Origin of the sequence: Serratia sp. TMDUHS_CL, from assembly GCF_037137105.1 — a bacterium.
Taxonomy (GTDB): domain Bacteria; phylum Pseudomonadota; class Gammaproteobacteria; order Enterobacterales; family Enterobacteriaceae; genus Serratia; species Serratia nevei.
In genome coordinates, this window is record NZ_JBBBDV010000001.1 from 226,700 (window position 1) to 248,960 (window position 22,261).

The 22,261-nt window shown below is 63.2% G+C and carries 21 protein-coding genes; 17 read left to right on the top strand and 4 right to left on the bottom strand.

Annotated features, from left to right (window positions below; all coding sequences use genetic code 11):
• Position 1 precedes the first annotated feature (1 nt).
• The 10 genes from narI to WCL58_RS01135 all read left to right on the top strand — a co-directional run bounded on the left by narI (position 2) and on the right by WCL58_RS01135 (position 9,293).
• Positions 2–679 (top strand): respiratory nitrate reductase subunit gamma, encoded by a 678-nt coding sequence (narI, locus tag WCL58_RS01090; protein ID WP_025303199.1) that lies wholly within the window; start codon positions 2–4, stop codon positions 677–679.
• Positions 680–952: 273 nt separating this feature from the next.
• Positions 953–1,960 (top strand): 3-oxoacyl-[acyl-carrier-protein] synthase III C-terminal domain-containing protein, encoded by a 1,008-nt coding sequence (locus WCL58_RS01095; protein ID WP_060424041.1) that lies wholly within the window; start codon positions 953–955, stop codon positions 1,958–1,960.
• Positions 1,957–2,973 carry an NAD-dependent epimerase/dehydratase family protein gene (locus WCL58_RS01100; protein ID WP_060439745.1) on the top strand — a complete coding sequence of 339 codons (1,017 nt, stop codon included), beginning with the start codon at positions 1,957–1,959 and terminating at the stop codon, positions 2,971–2,973. The genes WCL58_RS01095 and WCL58_RS01100 overlap by 4 nt, the downstream gene beginning before the upstream one ends.
• On the top strand, positions 2,966–3,772 hold the full coding sequence (locus WCL58_RS01105; RefSeq protein ID WP_060439746.1) for an MBL fold metallo-hydrolase: 807 nt from the start codon (positions 2,966–2,968) through the stop codon (positions 3,770–3,772). Before WCL58_RS01100 ends, WCL58_RS01105 begins: the two co-directional genes overlap by 8 nt.
• On the top strand, positions 3,769–5,055 hold the full coding sequence (locus tag WCL58_RS01110) for a F390 synthetase-related protein (RefSeq protein WP_070914686.1): 1,287 nt from the start codon (positions 3,769–3,771) through the stop codon (positions 5,053–5,055). The genes WCL58_RS01105 and WCL58_RS01110 overlap by 4 nt, the downstream gene beginning before the upstream one ends.
• Entirely contained in the window at positions 5,052–5,669 is a 618-nt protein-coding gene (locus WCL58_RS01115; protein ID WP_084827675.1) for a phosphatase PAP2 family protein, read from the top strand. Before WCL58_RS01110 ends, WCL58_RS01115 begins: the two co-directional genes overlap by 4 nt.
• Positions 5,666–6,805: a sterol desaturase family protein gene (locus WCL58_RS01120; protein WP_336850338.1), complete on the top strand. Its 1,140-nt coding sequence runs from the start codon at positions 5,666–5,668 to the stop codon at positions 6,803–6,805. Before WCL58_RS01115 ends, WCL58_RS01120 begins: the two co-directional genes overlap by 4 nt.
• Positions 6,798–7,880 carry a fatty acid desaturase family protein gene (locus WCL58_RS01125; protein ID WP_060439749.1) on the top strand — a complete coding sequence of 361 codons (1,083 nt, stop codon included), beginning with the start codon at positions 6,798–6,800 and terminating at the stop codon, positions 7,878–7,880. Before WCL58_RS01120 ends, WCL58_RS01125 begins: the two co-directional genes overlap by 8 nt.
• Positions 7,877–8,962 carry an acyl-CoA desaturase gene (locus tag WCL58_RS01130; protein ID WP_060424024.1) on the top strand — a complete coding sequence of 362 codons (1,086 nt, stop codon included), beginning with the start codon at positions 7,877–7,879 and terminating at the stop codon, positions 8,960–8,962. Before WCL58_RS01125 ends, WCL58_RS01130 begins: the two co-directional genes overlap by 4 nt.
• 106 nt (positions 8,963–9,068) lie before the next feature.
• Positions 9,069–9,293 (top strand): hypothetical protein, encoded by a 225-nt coding sequence (locus tag WCL58_RS01135; RefSeq protein ID WP_025303190.1) that lies wholly within the window; start codon positions 9,069–9,071, stop codon positions 9,291–9,293.
• 192 nt (positions 9,294–9,485) lie between these two features.
• On the opposite strand, the gene WCL58_RS01140 is transcribed toward WCL58_RS01135, so the two are convergent.
• The 3 genes from WCL58_RS01140 to WCL58_RS01150 are packed head-to-tail and all read right to left on the bottom strand — an operon-like array spanning position 9,486 to position 12,063.
• Positions 9,486–9,638, bottom strand: coding sequence for a DUF2474 domain-containing protein (locus WCL58_RS01140; RefSeq protein ID WP_071605360.1), 153 nt, complete (start codon positions 9,636–9,638; stop codon positions 9,486–9,488).
• Positions 9,639–9,652: 14 nt separating this feature from the next.
• A complete protein-coding gene (gene cydB, locus WCL58_RS01145; RefSeq protein WP_336850340.1) occupies positions 9,653–10,660 on the bottom strand; it encodes a cytochrome d ubiquinol oxidase subunit II in 1,008 nt (335 codons plus the stop codon).
• A 2-nt stretch (positions 10,661–10,662) separates the two neighbouring features.
• Positions 10,663–12,063 (bottom strand): cytochrome ubiquinol oxidase subunit I, encoded by a 1,401-nt coding sequence (locus tag WCL58_RS01150; RefSeq protein WP_004934615.1) that lies wholly within the window; start codon positions 12,061–12,063, stop codon positions 10,663–10,665.
• A 144-nt stretch (positions 12,064–12,207) separates the two neighbouring features.
• Here WCL58_RS01150 and WCL58_RS01155 point away from each other — a divergent pair, with 144 nt between their 5' ends.
• The 6 genes from WCL58_RS01155 (at position 12,208) to WCL58_RS01180 (ending at position 19,370) form a co-directional block, all read left to right on the top strand.
• The gene (locus WCL58_RS01155; protein ID WP_060424120.1) at positions 12,208–13,626 is read left to right on the top strand and encodes an aminotransferase-like domain-containing protein; all 1,419 of its coding nucleotides are present in this window, start codon (positions 12,208–12,210) and stop codon (positions 13,624–13,626) included.
• A gap of 187 nt (positions 13,627–13,813) precedes the next feature.
• Complete coding sequence (locus WCL58_RS01160) at positions 13,814–15,469, top strand: ABC transporter substrate-binding protein (RefSeq protein WP_084827677.1); 1,656 nt, start codon at positions 13,814–13,816, stop codon at positions 15,467–15,469.
• A gap of 48 nt (positions 15,470–15,517) precedes the next feature.
• The gene (locus tag WCL58_RS01165) at positions 15,518–16,474 is read left to right on the top strand and encodes an ABC transporter permease (protein WP_048234726.1); all 957 of its coding nucleotides are present in this window, start codon (positions 15,518–15,520) and stop codon (positions 16,472–16,474) included.
• 4 nt (positions 16,475–16,478) lie between these two features.
• The gene (gene opp4C, locus WCL58_RS01170; RefSeq protein WP_336850341.1) at positions 16,479–17,429 is read left to right on the top strand and encodes an oligopeptide ABC transporter permease; all 951 of its coding nucleotides are present in this window, start codon (positions 16,479–16,481) and stop codon (positions 17,427–17,429) included.
• Positions 17,426–18,412 (top strand): ABC transporter ATP-binding protein, encoded by a 987-nt coding sequence (locus WCL58_RS01175; protein ID WP_060424013.1) that lies wholly within the window; start codon positions 17,426–17,428, stop codon positions 18,410–18,412. The genes opp4C and WCL58_RS01175 overlap by 4 nt, the downstream gene beginning before the upstream one ends.
• On the top strand, positions 18,402–19,370 hold the full coding sequence (locus tag WCL58_RS01180) for an ABC transporter ATP-binding protein (protein WP_060424011.1): 969 nt from the start codon (positions 18,402–18,404) through the stop codon (positions 19,368–19,370). Before WCL58_RS01175 ends, WCL58_RS01180 begins: the two co-directional genes overlap by 11 nt.
• A gap of 2 nt (positions 19,371–19,372) precedes the next feature.
• Here WCL58_RS01180 and WCL58_RS01185 read toward each other — a convergent pair whose 3' ends face one another.
• Positions 19,373–20,347 carry an alpha/beta hydrolase gene (locus WCL58_RS01185; protein ID WP_084827680.1) on the bottom strand — a complete coding sequence of 325 codons (975 nt, stop codon included), beginning with the start codon at positions 20,345–20,347 and terminating at the stop codon, positions 19,373–19,375.
• Between the two features lie 665 nt (positions 20,348–21,012).
• Here WCL58_RS01185 and WCL58_RS01190 point away from each other — a divergent pair.
• Positions 21,013–22,227, top strand: a complete 1,215-nt coding sequence (locus tag WCL58_RS01190) for an aspartate aminotransferase family protein (protein ID WP_070914693.1) — start codon at positions 21,013–21,015, stop codon at positions 22,225–22,227.
• Positions 22,228–22,261 lie beyond the last annotated feature (34 nt).

The window sequence follows — 22,261 nt, forward strand, 5'->3', positions numbered from 1 at the left end:
CATGCAATTTTTGAATCAGTTCTTCTTCGATATCTACCCTTATCTGGCCGGCGCGGTATTCCTGATCGGCAGCTGGTTGCGTTACGACTACGGGCAGTACAGCTGGCGCGCCGGCTCCAGCCAGATGCTGGATAAAAAGGGCATGCGGCTGGCGTCCAACCTGTTTCACATCGGCATTATCGGCATCTTCGCGGGCCACTTCCTCGGCATGCTGACGCCGCACTGGATGTATGAGGCCTTCCTGCCGATCGACGTGAAGCAGAAGCTGGCGATGATCGCCGGCGGCGCCTGCGGCCTGATGACGCTGATCGGCGGCGCGCTGTTGCTGAAGCGCCGGTTGACCAACCCGCGGGTGCGCGCCACCAGCAGCTTCGCCGACATCATGATCCTGACGTTGCTGGTGGTGCAGGTGTGCCTCGGTCTGCTGACCATTCCGTTCTCCGCCCAGCATATGGACGGCAGCGAAATGATGAAGCTGGTGGCCTGGGCGCAGGCGGTGGTGACCTTCCACGCCGGCGCCTCTGCGCACCTGGAAGGCGTGGCGATTATCTTCAAGCTGCACATGGTGCTGGGCATGACGCTGTTCGTGCTGTTCCCGTTCTGCCGCCTGGTGCATATCTGGAGTGCGCCGGTAGAGTATCTGACCCGCCGCTACCAGCTGGTGCGCAACCGCCGCTGAGCCTGACCCCGCCGCCGCCGATCGCCAGCGGCGGCGCTATTCCGATAATTCCCCTGCCGTCTGCCCATTCTCGCCGCCTTGCCGTAAACTGAATATCTCAGTAATGTTACGCTTATGCTTCCGCCGACGGACGTCGGCCCGCGCCAGCTGATAACAAGAGATACCGCCTTGATGAAAGGCCTTTTGGGACATAAAAACCGGGGATGATCCGCATAGCCTTTGCGCCGTGCGGGAGAATCGCTTTATGGATAGTCAGGTTGATCAATAACAATAATGACCACACAATGTCGCTCACCCGAGCTGTTGCCTCTGAAAATCATTGCCACCGGGGCCGCGTTGCCGCCCAACCGCGTGGCCTCCTCTACGCTCGATGCCCGCCTGGGGAAACCGGCCGGCTACGTTGAAAAACGCTCGGGCATCGTTTACCGCTATCACGCCGCCGACGATGCCAGCCAGGCCGATCTCGCCGCCGCCGCGCTGCAAGACGCGCTGGCCCGCAGCGCCATTCCGGCAGCCTCCATTGACCTTTTGATCTCCGCCTCGGCGATAGCGGTGCAGGCGCTGCCGTGCACCGCCGCGCATATTCTCAAGGTTGCCGGGCTGGCACCGGGTACGCCGGGCTTCGACATCAACAGCAGCTGCGTCAGCTTTATCTCTGCGCTGCAGGTGGCGGCGGGGCTGTTGAACGCCGGGACGTATCGACGTATCGCCATCGTCTCGGCGGATCTCGCTTCGCGCGGCATCGACTGGCAGCACGAAGAGTCGTCGCTGATCTTTGGCGACGGCGCCGCCTGCGCCATCGTGGAGCGCGGTGACGGCACAGGCGGCATCCTCGCCAGCCTGGTGGAAACCTATCCCGCCGGCAGCGAACTGTGCGAGATCCGCGCCGGCGGCACGCGCCGCAACCCGCGCGCCGGCATGTGCGAGCAAGACTTCCTGTTTCATATGCAGGGCAAGCCGCTGTTCCGTCAGGCGTCGGCGCTGATTGAGGACTACCTCGACCGGCTGCTGAGCGCCAGCGGCTTGACCCTGGGGCAGATCGCCACCGTGGTGCCGCACCAGGCCAGCCATTTGTCGCTCGAACATATGCGCAAACGGCTGCACGTCTCCAGCGAGGCGCTGGTGGACATCTACCGCCATCACGGCAACCAGGTGGCGGCGTCTATCCCGACCGCGCTGCATGCCGCCGTGACCACCGGGCGCTTCAACCCCGGCCAGCCGGTGATGCTGATCGGCACCGCCGCCGGGCTGGCGCTGGCCGGCATGGTGTTGCTGCCATGAGGGTGCTGGTGACCGGGGCGACCAGCGGGCTGGGGCGCAACGCGGCGGAGTGGTTGCTGGAGGCCGGGCATCAGGTGCGCGCCACCGGCCGCGATGAGCGGGCCGGCGAAGCGTTGCGCCAGCTGGGCGCCGAATTTTACTCGCTCGATCTGGCGCAGGCCACGCCGCAGCAGTGCCGGGAGCTGGTGACCGACTGCGAGTGGGTGTGGCACTGTGCGGCCAAGTCATCGCCCTGGGGCAGCAAAGCGGAATTTCACCGCATCAACGCCGCAGCGACGGACAAGCTGGCGGAGGCGGCCGGGCGCTGCGGCGTGCGGCGCTTCGTGCATATCTCCACGCCGGCAATCTACTTCGATTTTCAGCCGCATTACGATCTTGATGAGGGTTATCGCGCCCGGCGCTTCGCCAACCACTATGCCGCCAGCAAGCACGCCGCCGAGCAGCGGCTGTTGGCGCAGGCGAAGATCTACCCGCAAACCACCTATATTATTCTGCGGCCGCGCGGCCTGTTTGGCCCGCACGATCGGGTGATCGTGCCGCGGCTGTTGCAACAGCTCGAACGCGATCGCGGCGTGCTGCGGCTGCCCGGCGGCGGGCAGGCGTTGCTGGATCTGACCTTTGCTCCCAACGTGGTGCACGCCATGGAGCTGGCCAGCCGGCAACGCGGATTGCCGTCCGGCGCCGTGTACAACATCACCAACCACCAACCGCAGCGGCTGGCGGAGATGCTGGATGCGCTGCTGCGCCAGGAGCTGGGGCTGCGTTACCGGCTGCAGGCCGTGCCGTATCCGCTGCTGCAGGCGCTGGCCGGCGGCATGGAGCTGTGGGCAAGCCTGAGCGGCAAGGAACCGCTGCTGACGCGCTATAGCGTGGCGGCGGTGCATTTTGACATGACCCTGAGCCAGACCCTCGCGATCGAAGAGCTGGGCTATCGGCCGCGTTACTCGATGGAGGAGGGGATCCGCCTGACCGGCGAGTGGCTGCGGCAGCAAGGAGGCATACCGCATGGCTAAGGTCACCGTATTTGAAGTGGGCTATTGCACGCATATCGGCTGTATGGCGCTGCGCGGCGCCGGGTTCCGGGTGTGTAAATTCCCGGCGCGCGCCTATCTGCTGGAGGTGGGGCAGCGCCGCTGGCTGTGGGATACCGGCTACGCGCATTATTTTCAGCAGCACACGCAGTCGGGGGTATTCAGCCTTTACCGCCGCATGACGCCGGTCTATTTCGATCCCGCCGAGTCGTTGGCGCATCAGCTGCGCGAAGCCGGTTACGCCGAAGGCGACATCCAGGCGCTGATCGTCTCGCACTTTCACGCGGATCACATCGCCGGGCTGCAGGATTTCAGCCACCTCGACTTTATTTGCTCCGGCGAAGGCTGGCAGCAAACCCGTGGGCTGCGCGGTTTCGCGGCACTCAAGCGCGCCTTTATTCCCGGCCTGATCCCGGCGGATTTCGAGAGTCGTCTGCAGTTTATGGAGGCTTTTCCCTCGGTGGCGTTGCCCGCGCTGCTGGCGCCGTTCGATCGCGGTTACGCGCTGCCGGGCAGCGAGGGGCAGATCGTGCTGGTGCCGCTGCCGGGGCATGCGGCCGGCCATATCGGCGCCTTTATTCTCACCGACGCCGGCTGGACGCTATTGGCCAGCGACGCCGCCTGGTCGCCGCAGAGCTACCAGACGCTGCGCGGGCCTTCGCGCCTGGCCAATCTGGTGATGGACGATGCGGCGGCGTACACCCGCACGCTGGAACGGCTCAACCAGCTGTGGGCGGGCGGCCAGGTTAACATTTTGCTGTGCCACGAGGGGGACCTGTGATCCCCTTCATGACCTTGTGGCACTATTTCCGCGCCCGGCGCCTGCGCTTTGGCGATCGTGCGGCGCTGGAGGCGCATCAGGCCCGGCAGCTCGCGGGCTTTGCCCGCCGGGTGCTGAGCAAGAGCCCCTATTTTCAGCGCTTCAGCCGCCGCCCGTTCGCCGAATGGCCGCAGATGGACAAGGCGCTGATGATGGCGCAGTTTGACCGGATGAATACCGCCGGGCTGAGCCGAGAGGCGGTGCTGGCCTGCGCGCAGCGCAGCGAGGCGGATCGCGATTTCACGCCGAAGATCGGGCGCTACAGCGTCGGGTTGTCGTCTGGCACCTCCGGGCAGCGCGGCGTGTTTGTCGTCAGCCCGCGCGAACAGCAGGTGTGGGCCGGTGGCATGCTGGCGAAGATGCTGCCGGACGGGCTGTTGGCCGGCGAGCGCGTCGCCCTGTTTCTGCGGGCGGACAATAATCTCTATCACAGCGTAAACAACCGTTGGCTGAGCCTGGCGTTTTACGATCTGCTCGCGCCGTTCAGCGAGCATCTGCCCGCACTGGAACGGCAGGCGCCCAGCATCATCGTGGCCCCGGCGCAGGTGCTGCGTGCCCTGGCGCTGGCGGTGCTGGCCGGGCAGGTGAAGCTGCCGGTCAAAAAAGCGATCTCGGTCGCCGAGGTGTTGGAAGAGCAGGATCGCCGCCTGCTGATGCAGGTGTTTCCGGCGGTCGGCGAAGTGTATCAGGCCACCGAGGGGTTTCTTGCCGCCACCTGCGCGCACGGCACGCTGCATCTGAACGAAGAGTTTTTGCATATCGAACCGCAGTGGATCGACGAGCAGCGTTTTACGCCGCTGATCACTGATTTCACCCGCAGCACGCAGCCGATCGTGCGTTATCGGCTGGACGATGTGCTGGTGCTGCGCAAGGAACCCTGCCCGTGCGGGCAACCGACGCGGGCGATTGCGCGTATCGAAGGGCGGCGCGACGATCAGCTGATGTTACCCGATGCGCAGCGCCAGCCGCAGGCGGTGTTCGCCGATGCCTGCAGCCGGACGATCGCCAATGCGTTGCCGCTGACCAGCGATTACCGCCTGATCCAGCGCGGCGAGCACCGGCTGGAGCTGATCGCCGATTGCAGCCCGGCGGCGTTGGCGCACTGCCAGGCGCAGCTGATCGCGCTGTTCGCTCGCCAGGGCATCGCCACCGATCGGCTCGAATGGCGGTTGACGGCGCAGGCGGTGTTACCGCAGTTCGATCGCAAGCGGCGGCGCATCGTGCGCCAGGCGGAGGAAGCATGAAAAAGATGCTGTTCAGGCTAGGGCACATGTTGCTCGGCTGGGGGACGGTCGGGGTGGTGTATAGCCTGACCGATCGCCTGCAGGGGGCGGGAACCCTGCTGCCGCCATCGGCGCTTGACCGGGCGATCCCGTTTAATCCGGCGGCCATTTGGCTCTATCTGTCGTTCTTCCTCATCGTCCCGGCGGGCTATTTGCTGGCGCCGCTGCAGCGAATCAAATGGCTGACGCTGGCGATGCAGTTGACGGCGCTGGGCGCCGGGGCAGTTTACCTGCTGTGGCCGACCACCATGGCCTATCCGCAGAACGAGGGCGTTGGGCTCAGCGCGCAGCTGCTGGCGGCGTTAACGCAGGTGGATTCGCCGCAAAACTGCCTGCCGTCGTTGCACATGGCGCTGACGGTGCTGGCGGTGTGGGCGCTGAGCGACGGCGAGCGCAAAGTGCGGACGGCGCTGTGGATGCTGTGGGGCGTGGCGATCGCGTTCTCCATCCTGCAGCTGCGCCGCCATTTGTTTGTCGATCTGGCCGGCGGTGCGCTGCTGGCGCTGTTCGCCGGCTGGCTGGCCCTGCGCATAGAGGCCCTACGCCGGCGCGTGGTTAAAGGAGAAGTAGGATGAGCGATCTGGCGTTGCCGATAGTGTTCATGCTGTTCATCGTGGTGGCCGAGGCGGTGGCGCTGCAGTGGGGGCGCCGTGAGCCGGTCAACTGGCACGATCTGGTGTTCAACCTGAACTCCGGCCATATTATGCTGTGGCTGTTCCGCGGCCTGGAGATCACCTGTTACGGCTACGTGGCCGCGCATTTCAGCCTGGGGCTGCTGGACGCCTGGCCGCCGCTGCTGATGTGGCTGTTCGCCCTGCTGGCGTGGGACTTCGGTTTCTACTGGCTGCATCGCCTGCACCACCGCTTCCGCGTGCTGTGGGCGGTACACGTGGTGCACCACCAGGGGGAGCACTTCAACCTGTCGCTGGGGGTGCGCAACTCCTGGTATTCGTCGTTGACGTCGATCCCGTTCTTTTTGCTGCTGGCGCTGGCGGGCGTGCCGCTGTCGGTGTTCGTCACGGTGTCGATTTTTCACTACAGCATTCAGCTGTTTAACCACAATGCGCTGACGCCGAAGCTGGGCGTACTGGAAAAAATCCTGGTCACGCCGGCGCACCACCGGGTGCACCACGTCAAGGACATGGCGTATTCCAATAAGAACTTCGGCGGCAGCTTTATCTTTTGGGACAAGCTGTTCGGCACGTTCTGCCCGGCGCTACCGACCACGCCGTTCAGCTACGGCGTCAGCGGCGATCGGCCGTCCGCCAATCCATTTTGGGCGAGTAATCTGCCGTTCCTGCGCTATTTCCGTCTGGCCTGGCGCCCGGCGCCGGGCCGGCCGCGCGACCGCCGTTCGGCGCTCAGCGTCTTCAGCGGCGCCATGCTGTTGTTCTCGCTGGTGGTCGGTTACGTCTACCAATACGGTTACGGTTACGGTTACGGCGACATCAGCTGGCCGCAAATGGCGCTGCTGGTGCTGCTGGCGTTGGGCTCGGTGGCGCTGGGCGGCATGACGGAAGGGCGGCCGTGGGCGAGCGCCGTTTGGCTGCTGATCGCGCTGGGCATGCCGCTGCTGTTTATCGGCTATCTTGGCTGGCCGCAGCGCTATTGGCATATCGCCATGGCCGCCGTGGCGCTGCATGCCCTGTGCGTGGCGCTGGGCTGGGGGCGAGTGGCCGCACCGGCCGCCGTGGAGGAACCGCATGGCTGACTTATTACCGCCGCTGCGTTTCCCCACCGATGGCGAGCAGGCGTTTCACCGCGATCTCAAGCGCGCGGCGCACGCCTGCCTGGCGGGCGATCATCGCTATGCCGATACCGCGCGGCTGGCCAAGGCCACGCTGTTGCTGGCGCTGTGCGTCGGGTTTTATGCCCTGAGCCTGATGCAGCATCAGCCCTGGGCGTTTTTCCTCTGCTATTTCCTGTTCGTGGCCATGGGCATGCTGCTCAACGTCAACGTCAATCACGATGCTTCGCATAACGCCTTCTTGCGCGCGCCCTGGGCCAATCGCCTGGTGGGGCGGTTGGTGACGCTGCCGCTGGGCGTCGATCCGGACTATTGGCGCACGCGGCACGTGGATTACCACCACGTTTACGCCAACGTCGAACACTACGATCTGGACACCGAAGAGAACGGCTTTTTCCGCCAGACGCCGTTCCAGCGCTGGCGGCCGCATATGCGCTATCAGCATCTGTACTGGCCGCTGATCGCCGCGCTCTCGCTACCCTACATCGCGTGGATTTTCGATTGGTCCGATCGGCTCAATAAAACGCCGCTGCGGGAAAAACGCGTGCTGGCGGGGCGCGGCGGTTGGGCGCTGTTCGTGCTGTGCAAATTGCTCCATGTGGCGCTGGTGCTGGTGGTGCCGCTGATCCTGTGCCATCTGCACGGCATCGGTTGGGGCTGGGTGCTGTTGGCTTACGCGCTCAGCCAGATGTTTGCCTCGCTGCTGGTGGTGTTCCTGCTGCTGGGCACCCACTGGGCGCAGGCCGAGTTTTACCCGGCGCCGGCGGGCGACAGCATGCCGCACGGTTGGTACCGGCACAATTTCGCCACCGCCTGCGATTGGCAGCCTGAGCCGCGCTGGCTGGAACACCTGACCGGCGGGCTGAACTATCACCTCACCCACCACCTGTTTCCCGGCTGGAATCACCGCCACTATCCGGCACTGGCCGCCGCGGTGGCGGAAGTGGCTCAGCGGCACGGCATGGCATATCGCTGCATCGGCTATCGCGAACTGCTCGCGCAGCAACAGCGCTTCTTGCGCCTTATGGGGCAGCCATGAAACCGCTGCGCCCGTTAGCCTATCGGCGCGATGACGGCGGGCTACATCGCGCGCTGATGCAGGCCGCCCAGCATTATTTGGCGGCCAACGGCGATCACCGCTTCGCCGACGGCGGCATGCTGGCGAAGGTGGCGCTGCTGTTGGCGCTGTGCGGCCTGTGTTACGGGTTGAGCCTGCAGCAGCAAAACGGCTGGGCGTTTTTCGCCTGTTATTTCGGCTTTATCTTTATCGGCATGTTCCTGACGGTGAACGTGGTGCACGACGCCTCGCATAACGCGTTTTTCCGTCGGCCCTGGGCCAACCGCTGGCTGAACGCCCTGGTGAGCGTCCCGCTGGGGCTGGATCCCGACTGCTGGCGCGTGCGCCACGTGTTGTTTCACCATGCCCATAACAATATCGAACATTACGACCCCGACATCGACGCCAATGGCGTGCTGCGGCAAACGCCGTTCCAGCGCTGGCGACCCTTTATGCGCGCCCAGCGTTACTATTGGCCGCTGGTGGCGGCGCTGACGTTCCCGTACTACATCTGGCTGTTCGACTGGCTGGACCGGGCGGGCCGCACCCGCGTGGCGGCGCGCATGGCGCAGCAGGGCGTGCGCGGCTGGTGCGGATTTCTGGCGGGCAAGGCGGCGCACCTGCTGCTGGCGCTGGCGATCCCGTGCTGGCTGCTGCCGCCGGCCATCGGCATCGGGCAAATTCTGCTGGTCTATTTGCTGAGCCAGATGCTTTCTTCATTGCTGTTCGTAATGTTGATCATCGGCACCCACTGGGCCAAAGCCAATTTTTATCAGGCGCCGGCGCAGGGTGCGATGCCGCACGGCTGGTATCACCATGTGTTCGCCACGACCTTCGACTGGCTGACCCGGCCGCGCTGGCTGGGATACTGGCTCGGCGGGGCGAACCTGCATTTGACGCATCATCTGTTCCCGCACTGGAGCCACCGCCATTACCCGGCGCTGAGCCGCATCATCGGCGAGGTGGCGCCGCGTTTCGGCATCGATTACCGCCTGCTGGAGCTGGAGGAGCTGTTGCGCCTGCAGCAGCGCTTCCTCAGCGCGATGGGGCGCAAACCGCATTAGCGTTGCATGTGGATTGTGCGAGGCGTTACGCAGTTCACTAATTGAACGATATTTGCCCTTCCAGTAGACTTTCCCCCTGTGAATCAACGGCCACAGGAGGTGGACTATGCGCAGCTTGCCGATTCGGTTATCGAACAAAATTGATGATGATCTGAACGATATTGCCCGGCGTCACGGGATGGAAAAAACCGAGGTAATCAAAATGGCGTTTGCACTGATTACCCTTGCCGATAAGTACTGGATGAAACAGGATGGTACTTCTCTTGGCATTGTACGGGAGAAGGGTGAACAGCTTGAAGCGGTGGGGCGGGTCGTGGAGATCTTCCCATGAACATCGAAAGCCGTAATTTGCACGATGAGGCCAGCCAGGTTTATCTGGAGCAGGTCTTGGTCTTCGACGAAATGGAGCGGCTGCGCCTGGCGCGCCAGGTGCTGTGCGGGATATTCGCGGTTAGCGTGGGCGTATTCGCCGCCCACGCCGCTCCTCTAAATTCCCAACAGCGCGGCCAGATAAGGCGCCGCGTCAATGCGACTTCATGCCCGCCGCGGTCATCAGCAGGCGGAACAGCGAGGCGACCACGAACAGCCCCAGCACGCTGGCGCTCCAGATGATCACCAGCCAACCGATGCGTTTCCACCAGGGCGCCGGCGCGGCGGTTGCCGTTTTATCTTGCATAGCGTCCTCCCTTCTCAGTGATAGCCGTGTTCATGGCTGATCTTGCCGCGGAACACGTAGTAGCTCCAGAAGGTGTAGACCAGAATGATCGGGATGATGAACAGCGCGCCTACCAGCATAAAGCCGAGGCTCTGCGGCGGGGCGGCGGCGTCCCACAGGCTGATGGCCGGCGGGATCAGGTGCGGCCAGATGCTGATGCCAAGCCCGCTCAGGCCGAGAAATACCAGCAGCAGCGTCAGCATGAACGGCGAGTAGTGCGCGCCGCGTTTCACCCCGCGTTGAATCCCCCAGGCGCTGAGCAGCACCAGCACCGGCACCGGCAGCAGCCAGAACAGGTTCGGCAGCGTAAACCAGCGGGCGGCGATTTCCGGATGCGCGATCGGCGTCCAAATACTGACCGCGGCCAGCACCAGCAACAGGATCGCCAGCAGCGGCGTCGTCAGGTGATACATGCGCGCCTGCAGGTCACCGGCGGTTTTCATCACCAGCCAGGTACAGCCGAGCAGGGCGTAGGTCACCACCAGCCCCAGCCCGCAGAACAGCGCAAACGGCGTCAGCCAGTCCAGCGCGCCGCCGGCGTAGGTGCGGCCTTCGACCGGGAAGCCGTTGATCACGGCGCCTACCACCACACCCTGGCTGAAGGTGGCGAAGATTGAGCCCCAGATGAACGCCTTGTCCCAGATATGGCGTTTCTCCGGCTTCGCCTTGAAGCGAAACTCGAAGGCCACGCCGCGGAAAATCAGCCCGATCAGCATCAGCGTCAGCGGGATCGCCAGCGCGTCGAGGATCACCGAGTAGGCCAGCGGGAAGGCGCCGAACAGCGCCGCACCGCCCAGCACCAGCCAGGTTTCATTGCCGTCCCACACCGGGGCGACGGTGTTCATCATCAGATCGCGGTCGCCGCTCTCTTTCACCCACGGAAACAGGATGCCGATGCCCAAGTCAAAACCGTCCATCACCACGTACATCATGGTGCTGAACACGATGATCACAAACCAAATCAGCGGAAGATCGATGCCCATGTTCAGCTCCTGTCGTCCAGAGTGTCGTTGACCGCGGACAGCGGACGTGCCGGGCGGCCCTCGGTATTGTCTTCTTGGTGTTCATGCGGCTGCGGCCCTTTGCGGATCAGGCGCATCATGTAGGAATACCCCACGCCGAACACCGAGCAGTAGACGATGATGAACGCCAGCAGGCTGATGCTCATGTGCAGGTCGCCGTGCGCGGAGACCGCGTCCTTGGTGCGCAGCAGGCCGTACACCACCCACGGCTGGCGGCCGATCTCGGTGGTGAACCAGCCCGCCAGCAGCGCCAGCAATCCGGAAGGCCCCATCCACAGAATGAAGTACAGGAACGGACGCGACTGATACAGCCCGCCGCGCCAGCGCAGCCACAGGCTCCACACCCCGGCGAGTATCATCAGCATGCCCAGCCCGACCATGATGCGGAACGACCAGAACACCACGGTGGAGTTGGGGCGATCTTCCGGCGGGAAGGATTTGAGCGCCGGTACCTGTTCGGTCAGGCTGTGGGTCAGGATCAGGCTGCCGAGGTACGGCACCTCCAGCTTGAAGCGGGTCTCTTCGCGCTGCATGTCCGGCCAACCGACCAGGATCAGCGGCGTGGCTTCGCCCGGCGGGTTTTCCCAGTGGCCTTCGATGGCGGCGATCTTCGCCGGCTGGTGTTTCAGCGTATTCAGGCCGTGCGCATCACCGATCAGCGCCTGCACCGGCGCGACGATCAGCGCCATCCACATCGCCATCGACAGCATCTTGCGCATCGCCGGGGTATCGCGGCCGCGCAGCAGGTGCCAGGCGGCGGAGGCGCCGACGAAGAACGCCGAGGAGAGGAAGGCGGCGGTGGACATGTGCAACAGGCGGTACGGGAAGGACGGGTTGAAGATCACCTTCAGCCAGTCGACCGGTACCACCTGGCCGTTGATGATTTCATGCCCCTGCGGCGTCTGCATCCAGCTGTTGGAGGCCAGGATCCAGAAGGTGGAGATCAGCGTGCCGAGCGCCACCATGCAGGTGGCGAAGAAGTGCAGCCCCGGGCCGACGCGGTTCCAGCCGAACAGCATCACGCCGAGGAAACCGGCTTCGAGGAAGAAGGCGGTCAGCACTTCATAGGTCAGCAGCGGCCCGGTAATGCTGCCGGCGAACTCGGAGAAGAAGCTCCAGTTGGTGCCGAACTGATAGGCCATCACCAGCCCGGACACCACGCCCATGCCGAAGTTAACGGCGAAAATCTTTGACCAGAAATGGTAAAGCTCGCGGTAGGCTTCATTGTGCGTTTTCAACCATAACCCTTCCAGCACCGCCAGATAGCTGGCTAAACCGATGGTGATGGCGGGGAAGATGATATGGAAAGACACGGTGAAGGCGAACTGTATTCTGGCGAGTTCCAGTGCATCAAGACCCAGCATGGCGCCTCCTAGGGTTGAACATAAATTAACCTCTTGAGTATAGCTGTCATTTTTATGTGAAATACTTGGCGTTAAGTTAAGCACGGAGTACAGTGACTATAATAGTGACAGTTATTTTACTTTTTCATATAACAGTTAATGGTTATGACCCGATACGAGCAGCTTGCGCAACAGATTAGAGAACAGATCCAGAACCGGGTGTGGCGGGCGGGCGACAAGCTGCCTTCGCTGCGCGAGAGCGGCAAGCGCGCCGGGTTGAGCCTGATGACGGTGGTGCAGTCTTACCAACTGCTGGAGAGCCAGGGGTGGATCGTCGCCCGGCCGCAGTCGGGCTACTACGTGGCGGCGCGTCCGCAGCCGCTGCCTCAGCCTTCGCGCGGCGAGAAGCTGTTGCTGAGCGAGCAGGTGGACATCAACGCCTTTATTTTCGACGTGCTGCAGGCCTGCAAGGATCCGGATATCGTGCCTTTCGGTTCGGCCTTTCCCGACGCCACGCTGTTCGCCCAGCCGAAGCTGGCGCGGGCGCTGAGCAGCGTAGCGCGCAAGTTCACGCCGCACAGTTCGCTGGCCAACCTGCCGCCGGGCAACGACGCGCTGCGGCGGCACATCGCCCAACGCTATGCGCTGAGCGGCATGCAGGTCGCGCCGGACGAAATCGTCATCACCGCCGGGGCGATGGAGTCGCTCAGCCTCAGCCTGCAGGCGGTGACCCAGCCGGGCGACTATGTGGCGATCGAGTCGCCGGCGTTTTACGGCGCGCTGCAGGCGCTGGAACGGCTGCGGTTAAAGGCGGTGGCGATCGCCACCCATCCGCAGGACGGCATCGATCTGGACGCGCTGCAGCAGGCGGTGGAACAGTATCCGATCAAAGCCTGCTGGCTGATGACCCACTTCCAGAACCCGCAGGGCGCCACCCTGCCGGAGGCCAACAAGCAGCGTCTGGTGGCGCTGTTGCGCGACCGACAGATTTCGTTGATTGAAGATGACGTTTACGGTGAGCTGTACTTCAGCGCGGAACGGCCGCTGCCGGCCAAGGCGCTCGACAGCGGCGGCCAGATCCTGCATTGCTCGTCGTTTTCCAAATGCCTGGCGCCGGGCTTTCGCGTCGGCTGGGTGGCGGCGGGGCGTTATGCGCAGCAGATCCAGCGTTTGCAGCTGATGAGCACCGTTTCCACCAGCGTGCCGACCCAAATGGCGCTGGCGGATTATCTGCTGCACGGTGGCTACGATACCCATCTGCGGCGGCTGCGGCGCCTGCTGGCCCAGCGCCAAAGCGCGATGCGTCAGGCGATCGCCCATCATTTCCCGCCGACGGTGAAGGTCAGCCAGCCCGACGGCGGATACTTCCTGTGGCTGGAGCTGGATCCGGCGCTGTCGTCGATGGAACTGTACCGGCAGGCCCTTTCCCGGGGGATCAGCATCGCGCCGGGGCGCATGTTCACGACCGGCGACCATTTCAACCACTGCTTCCGCCTCAACGCCTCTTTTGAATGGAACGATCGGTTTGAAGAGGCGATCAAAACCTTAGCCAAACTTATCCGGGGGCTGGCGGCGGCAGGTTGAATCGCATTTTGCACGGCGCTTCGCCCCAGAAAAATTCATAATGCTTTTTTCGGCAATGGAATGCCGGTTTCGTTGTTAGACAGCCCTCCAGCCGCCCATTACTCTGCGATAAATTTTGTCACATTTTTATCAACGGGAAGACGAGGGGCTGTGGGTGAGTGGAATAAAAAATAGGCTAAACAAACTGTTGCGTTATCGGCTGACGCCGCTGGCGCTGGTCTGCGCGCTGGGGCTGAGCGCCGGCGTGCAGGCGGAAACGCTGGCCGAAGGCATCACGCCGGCCAGCGACGCCGCTCGGGTGCCGGCCGCCGCCAAGCTGCGTAAAGACACCGTGGTGGCGGGCATCTCGGAGCCGCAGGGGATTTTCAACCCGTATCTGTTCACCAACGGCTGGGACGAGAACGTGACCGACGTGATCTTCAGCCGCCTGATCGGCCTGGACAGCCAGGGCAAGCCGGAAGGGCGGTTGGCGGAGTCCTGGCAGGTCAGCCCCGATAATCTGACCTACACCATCAAGCTGCGGCCGAATCTGGTCTACAGCGACGGTTCGCCGCTGAAGGCCGACGATATCGCCTTTACCCTGACGCTGCTGCACGATCCGGCCTATGACGGCGACACCGACATCACGCCGGCGCACATCCAGGGTGGCGCCGAGTATAAAAACGGCACCGCCGCCGGCATCAGCGGCCTGAAGGTGATCGACGATCGCACCATTCAGATCGTCACCACCCAACCGGGCGCGACTACGCTGCAACTGATCGGCGGCCCGGTGCTGTCGCGGGCTTACTACGGCAAAGACTATCAGCGCGGCAAGCTCGACGGCGTGCGCGCCTTCAACGGCAAGCCGCTCGGCAACGGCCCCTATATTTACGACAAGTACGTGCCGGGGCAGGAGATCCGCTTCCACGCCAACCCGAACTTCTATCTCGGTGCGCCGCCGATGGCGCGCTTTATCTACCGCGTCACCAACCCGGCCACCAACTTCCAGCTGTTCCAGACCGGTGAGACCGACTACGACGCCTTTACCGCCAAGCCGGACGATATCGAACAGCTCAAGCTGCTCGGCTTCGCCAATATCAACCTCTACAGCTCAAGCGATTACAGCCGCATCGACTTCAATCTCAAGCGCCCGGCGCTGCAGGACAAACGGGTGCGTCAGGCGCTGATCTACGGCCTGGATCGGCAAAGGCTGATCGCCGTGGTGTACCAGGGGTATGGCAAGGTCGCCAACCAGCCGATCTCGCCTATCTCCTGGGCCTATGACGCGAACGGCATCAATCCCTACGCTTACGATCTCGACAAGGCTGGGAAGCTGTTGGACGAGGCCGGCTGGCGAGTGGGCGCGGACGGCATTCGGCAAAAAGACGGTAAGAAGCTGGAGCTGACGCTGCTGGTGACCAAAAAGCTGATCAACGATGCGCTGGTGCCGATCGCCAAGGACAACTACCGCCGGCTCGGCGTGGTGCTGAAACCGCAGGTATTGGACTTCAACGCGCTGCTGGCGCAGCGCAAGGCGGGCAATTACGACCTGGTGTCGCTCAGCACCAGCACGTTGAACGATCCGCACGATGGCGTGCGCGATTTCATCAGTCGCGAGAGCGAGACCGGTTATCACAATCCGCAGGTAGACGCGCTGATCGCCAGGGCCAATGCCACGCTGGATATCGCGCAGCGCAAGCCGCTTTACCATCAGCTGTATCAGGCGCTGGCGGACGATCCACCGGTGATCCTGCTCGGCAACCGCGAGATTTTGAGCGCCAGCAGCGCGCGCGTCACCGGCTTTAAACCGGATATCTACAACGGCTTGGTCGGCAGCCTGCCGAACGTCAAACCGGCGCCGTAACGCCCTGACGCCGCCGCGCCACTCCGGGCGGCGGCGATGGAATTCGCGATGAGAAATTTTATCCTGCGCCGTCTGTTGCAGACGATCCCGATGCTGCTGTTGGCTTCCTTACTGATTTTTTGCATCTTCGCCCTGGCGCCCGGTGACTTTATCGACGGCAACATCAACCTGACCGCGCAACGCGCCGCCGAGCTGCGGGCGCTGTACGGGTTGGATCAGCCGTTGTTCAGCCGCTACCTGCACTGGCTCGGCCGGCTGCTGCAGGGCGATCTCGGTTTTTCGCTGCAGTATCAGATCCCGGTCAGCACGCTGCTGAACCAATACATCTGGAACTCGTTCCTGCTGGCGGCGGTGGCGATGGTGCTGTATTGGGGCATCGCGCTGGCGGTGGGGGTGATCTCGGCGATGAAACCCTATTCGCTGTTCGATCATCTGATCACCGTGGCGGTGTTCGCCGCCATGTCGTTTCCGACGTTCTTCCTGTGTCTGCTGCTGATCAAATGGTTCGCCGTCGATCTGCACTGGCTACCGGCGGGCGGCATGCTGCGCACCGGAAGCGAAGCGAGCGGGCTGGCGTGGGCGCTGGAAGTGGCGGCGCACCTGCTGCTGCCGGTGCTGGCGCTGGTGATGCTGCAGGCCGGCAGCCTGACGCGCTATTTCCGCGCCAGCATGCTGGACGTGATCCGCATGGACTATATCCGCACCGCGCGCGCCAAGGGGCTCAGGGAGAAAACGGTGATCCTCAAACACGCGCTGCGCAATGCGCTGTTGCCGATCGTCACCCTGCTGGGGTTCGAGCTGCCGGGATTGTTCTCCGGCGCGCTGATCACCGAAAAAATCTTCAACTGGCCGGGCGCCGGGCATATCCATATCGATTCGCTGGCGGCGCGTGATTACCCGGTACTGATGGGATTCACGCTGTTTCTGGCAGCCTTGACCATTCTCGGCAATCTGCTGGCGGACATTCTGTACGCCTATGCCGATCCGCGCATTCGTTTGAGGTAACGCTATGTTGGCTACGTTGTTTTTCGGCCGCCGCCGCCGCTGGCGTCAGGCCCAACTGCCCGCGCTGGCGCAACTGTCGCCGCCGCCCGCCGCGCAGGCCTGGCGACGACTGCGTCGCCACCGGCCGGCGATGATCTCGCTGGCGTTGCTGGTGCTGTTGGCGTTGCTGTGCCTGATTGGGCCGTCGCTGTCGCCGTGGCGCGACGACGCCGGCGATGTGCTGAATATCAATCAGGCGCCGAGCGGCGCGCACTGGTTGGGCACCGACTTTCTCGGCCGCGATATCTGCACCCGGCTGCTGCTGGCGGGGCGGATATCGCTGACCATCGGCCTGGTGTCGATGCTGCTGTCGGTGACGCTGGGCTATGTGCTGGGGGCGCTCGCCGGTTATTTGGGCGGCGTGGCGGACAGGCTGATCATGCGCTTCGCCGATCTGCTGATGACCATTCCCGGCCTGCCGCTGCTGATCATCATGGGGGCGATGCTGACCGAGCTCGACGTCTCGCCGGACTACCGCATCTACATGGTGATGATCATGCTGAGCCTGCTGGGCTGGCCGTCGCTGGCGCGGCTGGTGCGCGGCCAGATCCTGTCGCTGCGCGAGCGGGATTTCATGCTGGCCACCGAGGTGCTGGGGCTCTCCACCCGGCGGCGTCTGTTCGGCCATCTGCTGCCCAACACCGTGCCGATTTTGGTGGTGGTGGCCACCATGGCGGTGGCTAACGCCATTCTCAGCGAATCGGCGTTGAGCTACCTCGGGCTGGGCGTGGTGCCGCCGACGCCATCGTGGGGCAACATGATGGATGCCGCCAACAACCTGATCGACTTTCAGCGCCGCCCCTGGCTGTGGATGCCGCCGGGGCTGGCGATCTTCGTCACCGTGGTGGCGATCAATATCTTGGGCGACGGTCTGCGGGACGCGCTCGATCCGAAAATGAACGGGGTAACACGATGAGCCAACCGCTGGTGGCGTTCGATCGACTGTCGGTGTCGTTTCAGGGAGAGCAAGGGCCGGTGCGGGCGGTGCAGCAGGTCAGCCTTGAGCTGCAGGCCGGGCAAACGCTGGGGATCGTCGGCGAGTCGGGCTGCGGCAAAAGCGTGACCGCCATGGCGCTGATGGGGCTGCTGCCGCAGCCGTTGGCGCAGGTAGACGGCGGTGAAATTCGCTTTGAAGGGCAGAACCTGCTGTCGCTACGGGCATCAAAGATGGCCGATCTGCGCGGCAACCGGCTGGCGATGATCTTTCAGGAGCCGATGAGTGCGCTCAATCCGGTGTTGACCCTCGGCGAACAGCTGGTGGAGCCGCTGATTCGCCACCTGGCTCTGTCGCCGAAAGCGGCCTGGGGTCAGGCGATTCAACTCTTGACGGAAGTGGGGTTGGCGCGCGCGGAGGCGCTGATGCGCTGCTACCCGCATCAACTGTCCGGTGGCATGCTGCAGCGCGTGATGATCGCCATGGCGATCGGATGCCGCCCGGCGCTGCTGATCGCCGATGAGCCGACCACGGCGCTCGACGTCACGGTACAGGCGCAGATCCTGGCGTTGCTGCGCGAGCAGAGCCGGCGACACAACATGGCGATGATCTTGATCACCCACGATCTCGGGGTGATCGCCCAGATGACGGACCGGCTGGCGGTGATGTACGCCGGGCGCGTCGTCGAGCAGGGCACGACCCGGGAAGTGTTGGCCGAGCCGCGGCATCCTTATACTCAGGGGCTGATCGCCTCGCGGCCGGTGCCGGGCCAGCGGCTCCGCCGTCTGTATTCCATTCCCGGCCAGGTGCCGGATCTGGCGCGCTTGCCTGAACACTGTGCGTTTGCCGAGCGCTGTGCGCAGGCCTCCGCTCGCTGCCGCGATGGCATTCCGCCGCTGTACGGCACACCGCAGCGCCAGTCCGCCTGTTTCCTCAACGCGGGAGGGCGCCCGCATGTCGATTGAACCTCTGGTGGAAGTGAAAGGATTAAAGAAATATTTCCCGCTGCGCGACGGGCTGTTCGGGCGAACCACCGGCCAGCTGAAGGCGGTGGACGACGTCAGCTTCAGCATTCGCAAGGGCCGCATTTTCGGGCTGGTGGGCGAGTCCGGCAGCGGCAAAACCACCGTTGGCCGCACGCTGCTCGGCCTGCACGACAAAACCGCCGGCGAGGTGATGTTCAAAGGGCAGGCGTTGGATAGCCTGAGCAAAGAGGCGTTGCGCGCCCTGCGGCCGAAAATGCAGCTGGTGTTTCAGGATCCGTACAGCTCGCTGAATCCGCGCCTGCGCGTGGGCGACGCCATCGGCGAAGCGCTGTTGCAGCACGGCCTGGCGAGCAAGGCGGAACTGCGCGAGCGGGTGCTCGATACCCTGTCGATCTGCGGGCTGTCTCCACAGCATTACGGGCGGTTTCCGCATGAGTTTTCCGGCGGCCAGCGCCAGCGCATCGGCATCGCGCGCGCGCTGATCCTGCAGCCGGAGTTTATCGTCGCCGACGAACCGATATCGGCGCTCGACGTGTCGATTCAGGCGCAGATCATCAATCTGTTTTCCGATTTGCAGGAACGGCAGGGGGTGACGCTGCTGTTTATTTCGCACGATCTCGGCGTGGTAGAGCACCTGTGTCAGGACGTGGCGGTGATGTACCTGGGGCAGATCGTCGAGAGTGCCGACCGCGATGCGTTATTTCGCCGGCCGCTGCATCCCTACACGCAGGCCTTGCTGGCGGCGGTGCCGACGCTGGATGTGCATCGCTCGCTGCCGCGGGCAGCAAGCGGCGAGCCGCCCAATCCCGCCAACCCGCCGCACGGCTGCCGTTTTCATCCGCGCTGCCCGCAGGCCACGGCGCAGTGCCGTGAACAGGCGCCGCGCCTGCGCAGCGTGGCGCCCGGTCATCAGGTGGCGTGCCATGTGGTCGGCTAGCGTCAGGACAGGTAGTGCTTCAACGCGCGCCCGGCCTGATGGATCGCCGAATGCACCGCCGGGACGTGGGCGAGCGGATTCAACAGGCCGTAGTCGTGGATCAGCCCGTTATAGCGGGTGGAGGTGACCTCGACGCCGGCGGCATCGAGCAGACGCGCGTAGGCTTCGCCCTCATCGCGCAGCACGTCCAGCTCGGCGGTTTGCACCAGCGCCGGCGGCAAACCCCGCAGCTGTTCCGGCGTGGCGTTGAGTGGTGAGGCGTAGATGTCTTTGCGCTGCGCCTTATCGGGCGCGTAACTGTCCCAAAACCACTTCATCATGTTGCGAGTCAGGAAATGGCCTTCGGCGAACTGATGATAGGAGTCGGTATCAAACTGGGCGCGGGTGACGGGCCACAGCAGGATCTGGCAACGCAGCGCCGGTATGCCTTTCTCTTTGGCCATCAGGCTGACCACCGCCGCCATATTGCCGCCGGCGCTGTTGCCGACCACCGCCAGCCGCGAACCGTCGACGTTGATCTTCTCGCCGTACTCGGCCACCCATTCGGTGGCGGCGTAAGCCAGGTTGATCGCCTCAGGGTAGCGCACCTCCGGTGAACGGGGATAGTTGACGAACACCGCCGCCGCGCCTGAGCTGTGCACCAGATCGCGCACCAGCCGTTCATGGGTGGGGAAATCGCCCAGCACCCAGCCACCGCCGTGAAAGAACATGAATACCGGCAACGCCTCTTTGACCCTGGCCGGCCGCACCAGCTGCAACAGAATATCCTGACCTTCTACGTGAATGGTTTTCTCGCTGATCTCGACCTCGCGCAGCGGCACCTCGACGCTGCGCTGCGCGTCCTCCAAGACCCTGCGCGCCTCTTTGGGCTTCATCTGTTCCATGGGTTTACCGCCGCCGGCATTCAGCGCGTCGAGAAACGCGCGGATGTCGTGCTGGGCGTGCGGCTGGCTGAGATCGACGGTTTTCTTGGGCATGGTGACTCCTTGTGCGCAGAAGAGAAGGGGCGGTCAGGATCACAGTGTAGACGCTGGCGCACAAAGCAGGAGCCACGGTCAGCGCGGCCCTGTTTCGGGAGCATGGCGGGGGAGATCTCTGCGTCGCTGCCGCGTTGCACAATTTTGGCGCACCGCTGCACCCGATGGGGGCAAAAAGCGTGATAGCGAGCAAAGGGGGGGAAATTATTTTTGCGAGCCCGATCAGAAATCCTGAAGTTTTTCGTAATTGAATAGGATTTCGCGCGCAATGATGATTTTAGGCCTTATTTTTTAATTTATGCATTACCAATGCATAGAAAATGAATAAATATTCATTATAAGCCGTTGTTTTAACGTAAAAAATAGCAAAATACGGCAAAAATCCCGTTTTGGCACGATAGCTGCTCTACACTCTTTATCAAACGACATGTATTTTAACTGCTCGTTAACATTTACTCCCCGCTCAGGGACCGGATATACGCCATAAATAGTGAAAAACCGATTTTATGTAACAGATTTGTTTCTAAATCAGCGGTAAGGGACAGCATTTTCTCCGTCGGGAAAGTCGGTTTTGAACAACGGTTTTTTTGCATTGTGGCGGCCTAGCCGGGCTTGAGCGGTCCTTACAGTCAAAATTCAGCCTTTGCTGAGATTATGAGGTCACTATGGAACAGCCAATCGCAGTTACCCGCCAGTCTTTCGATGACTGGATGGTCCCGGTTTATGCCCCTGCCGATTTTATTCTGGTGCGGGGAGAAGGATCGCAGGTGTGGGATCAGCAGGGTAAGTCTTACATCGATTTCGCCGGCGGCATCGCGGTTAACGCGTTGGGGCATGCGCACCCGGCGGTCAAGGCGGCGCTGGTGGAGCAGGCGGGCAAACTGTGGCATCTGGGCAATGGCTATACCAACGAACCGGTGCTGCGCCTGGCCAAAAAGCTGATCGACGCCACCTTCGCCGACAAGGTGTTCTTCTGTAACTCGGGCGCCGAAGCCAACGAAGCGGCGCTGAAACTGGCGCGCAAGCATGCGCACGACCAGCACGGCGCCGGTAAAGATCAGATTGTGGCGTTCAACAACGCGTTCCACGGCCGTACGCTGTTTACGGTGTCCGCCGGTGGCCAGCCAAAATATTCGCAGGACTTTGCACCGCTGCCAGGCGGCATCACCCATACGCCGTATAACGATCTGGCCGCGGCGGCCGAGCTTATCAACGATCGCACCTGTGCGGTGATCGTCGAGCCTATCCAGGGCGAAGGCGGCGTGCTACCGGCGGAAGCCAGTTTCCTGCAGGGGCTGCGTGAACTGTGCGATCGCCATAATGCGCTGCTGATCTTCGACGAAGTGCAGACCGGCGTCGGCCGCACCGGCCACCTGTATGCCTACATGCAGTACGGCGTGGTGCCTGATGTGCTGACCACGGCCAAAGCGCTGGGCGGCGGCTTCCCGATCGGCGCCATGCTGACCACCGATGCGCTGGCGAAAACGCTGGGCGTCGGCACCCACGGCACGACCTACGGCGGCAACCCGCTGGCGACGGCGGTGGCGGGGGCGGTGTTCTCCATCATCAACACCCCGGAAGTGCTGGAAGGCGTCAAACAGCGTCACCAGTGGTTTATCGACGGGTTGAACGACATCAACCGCCAGTATCCGATTTTCGCCGAGATTCGCGGCGGCGGTTTGCTGATCGGCTGCCAATTGACGAAAGACTATGCCGGCAAAGCGAAGCAGATCACCCAGCTGGCCAATGAAGAAGGCGTTATCGCGCTGATCGCCGGCCCGGACGTGGTGCGTTTCACGCCGTCGCTGATCATCCCTGAGCAGGATGTGAAAGAGGGGCTGGCGCGATTCGCGCGCGCCGTGGCGCGCATTTGCAGCTAATCAGCGGGCTGCGCCTTCACCGGCGCAGCCTGAT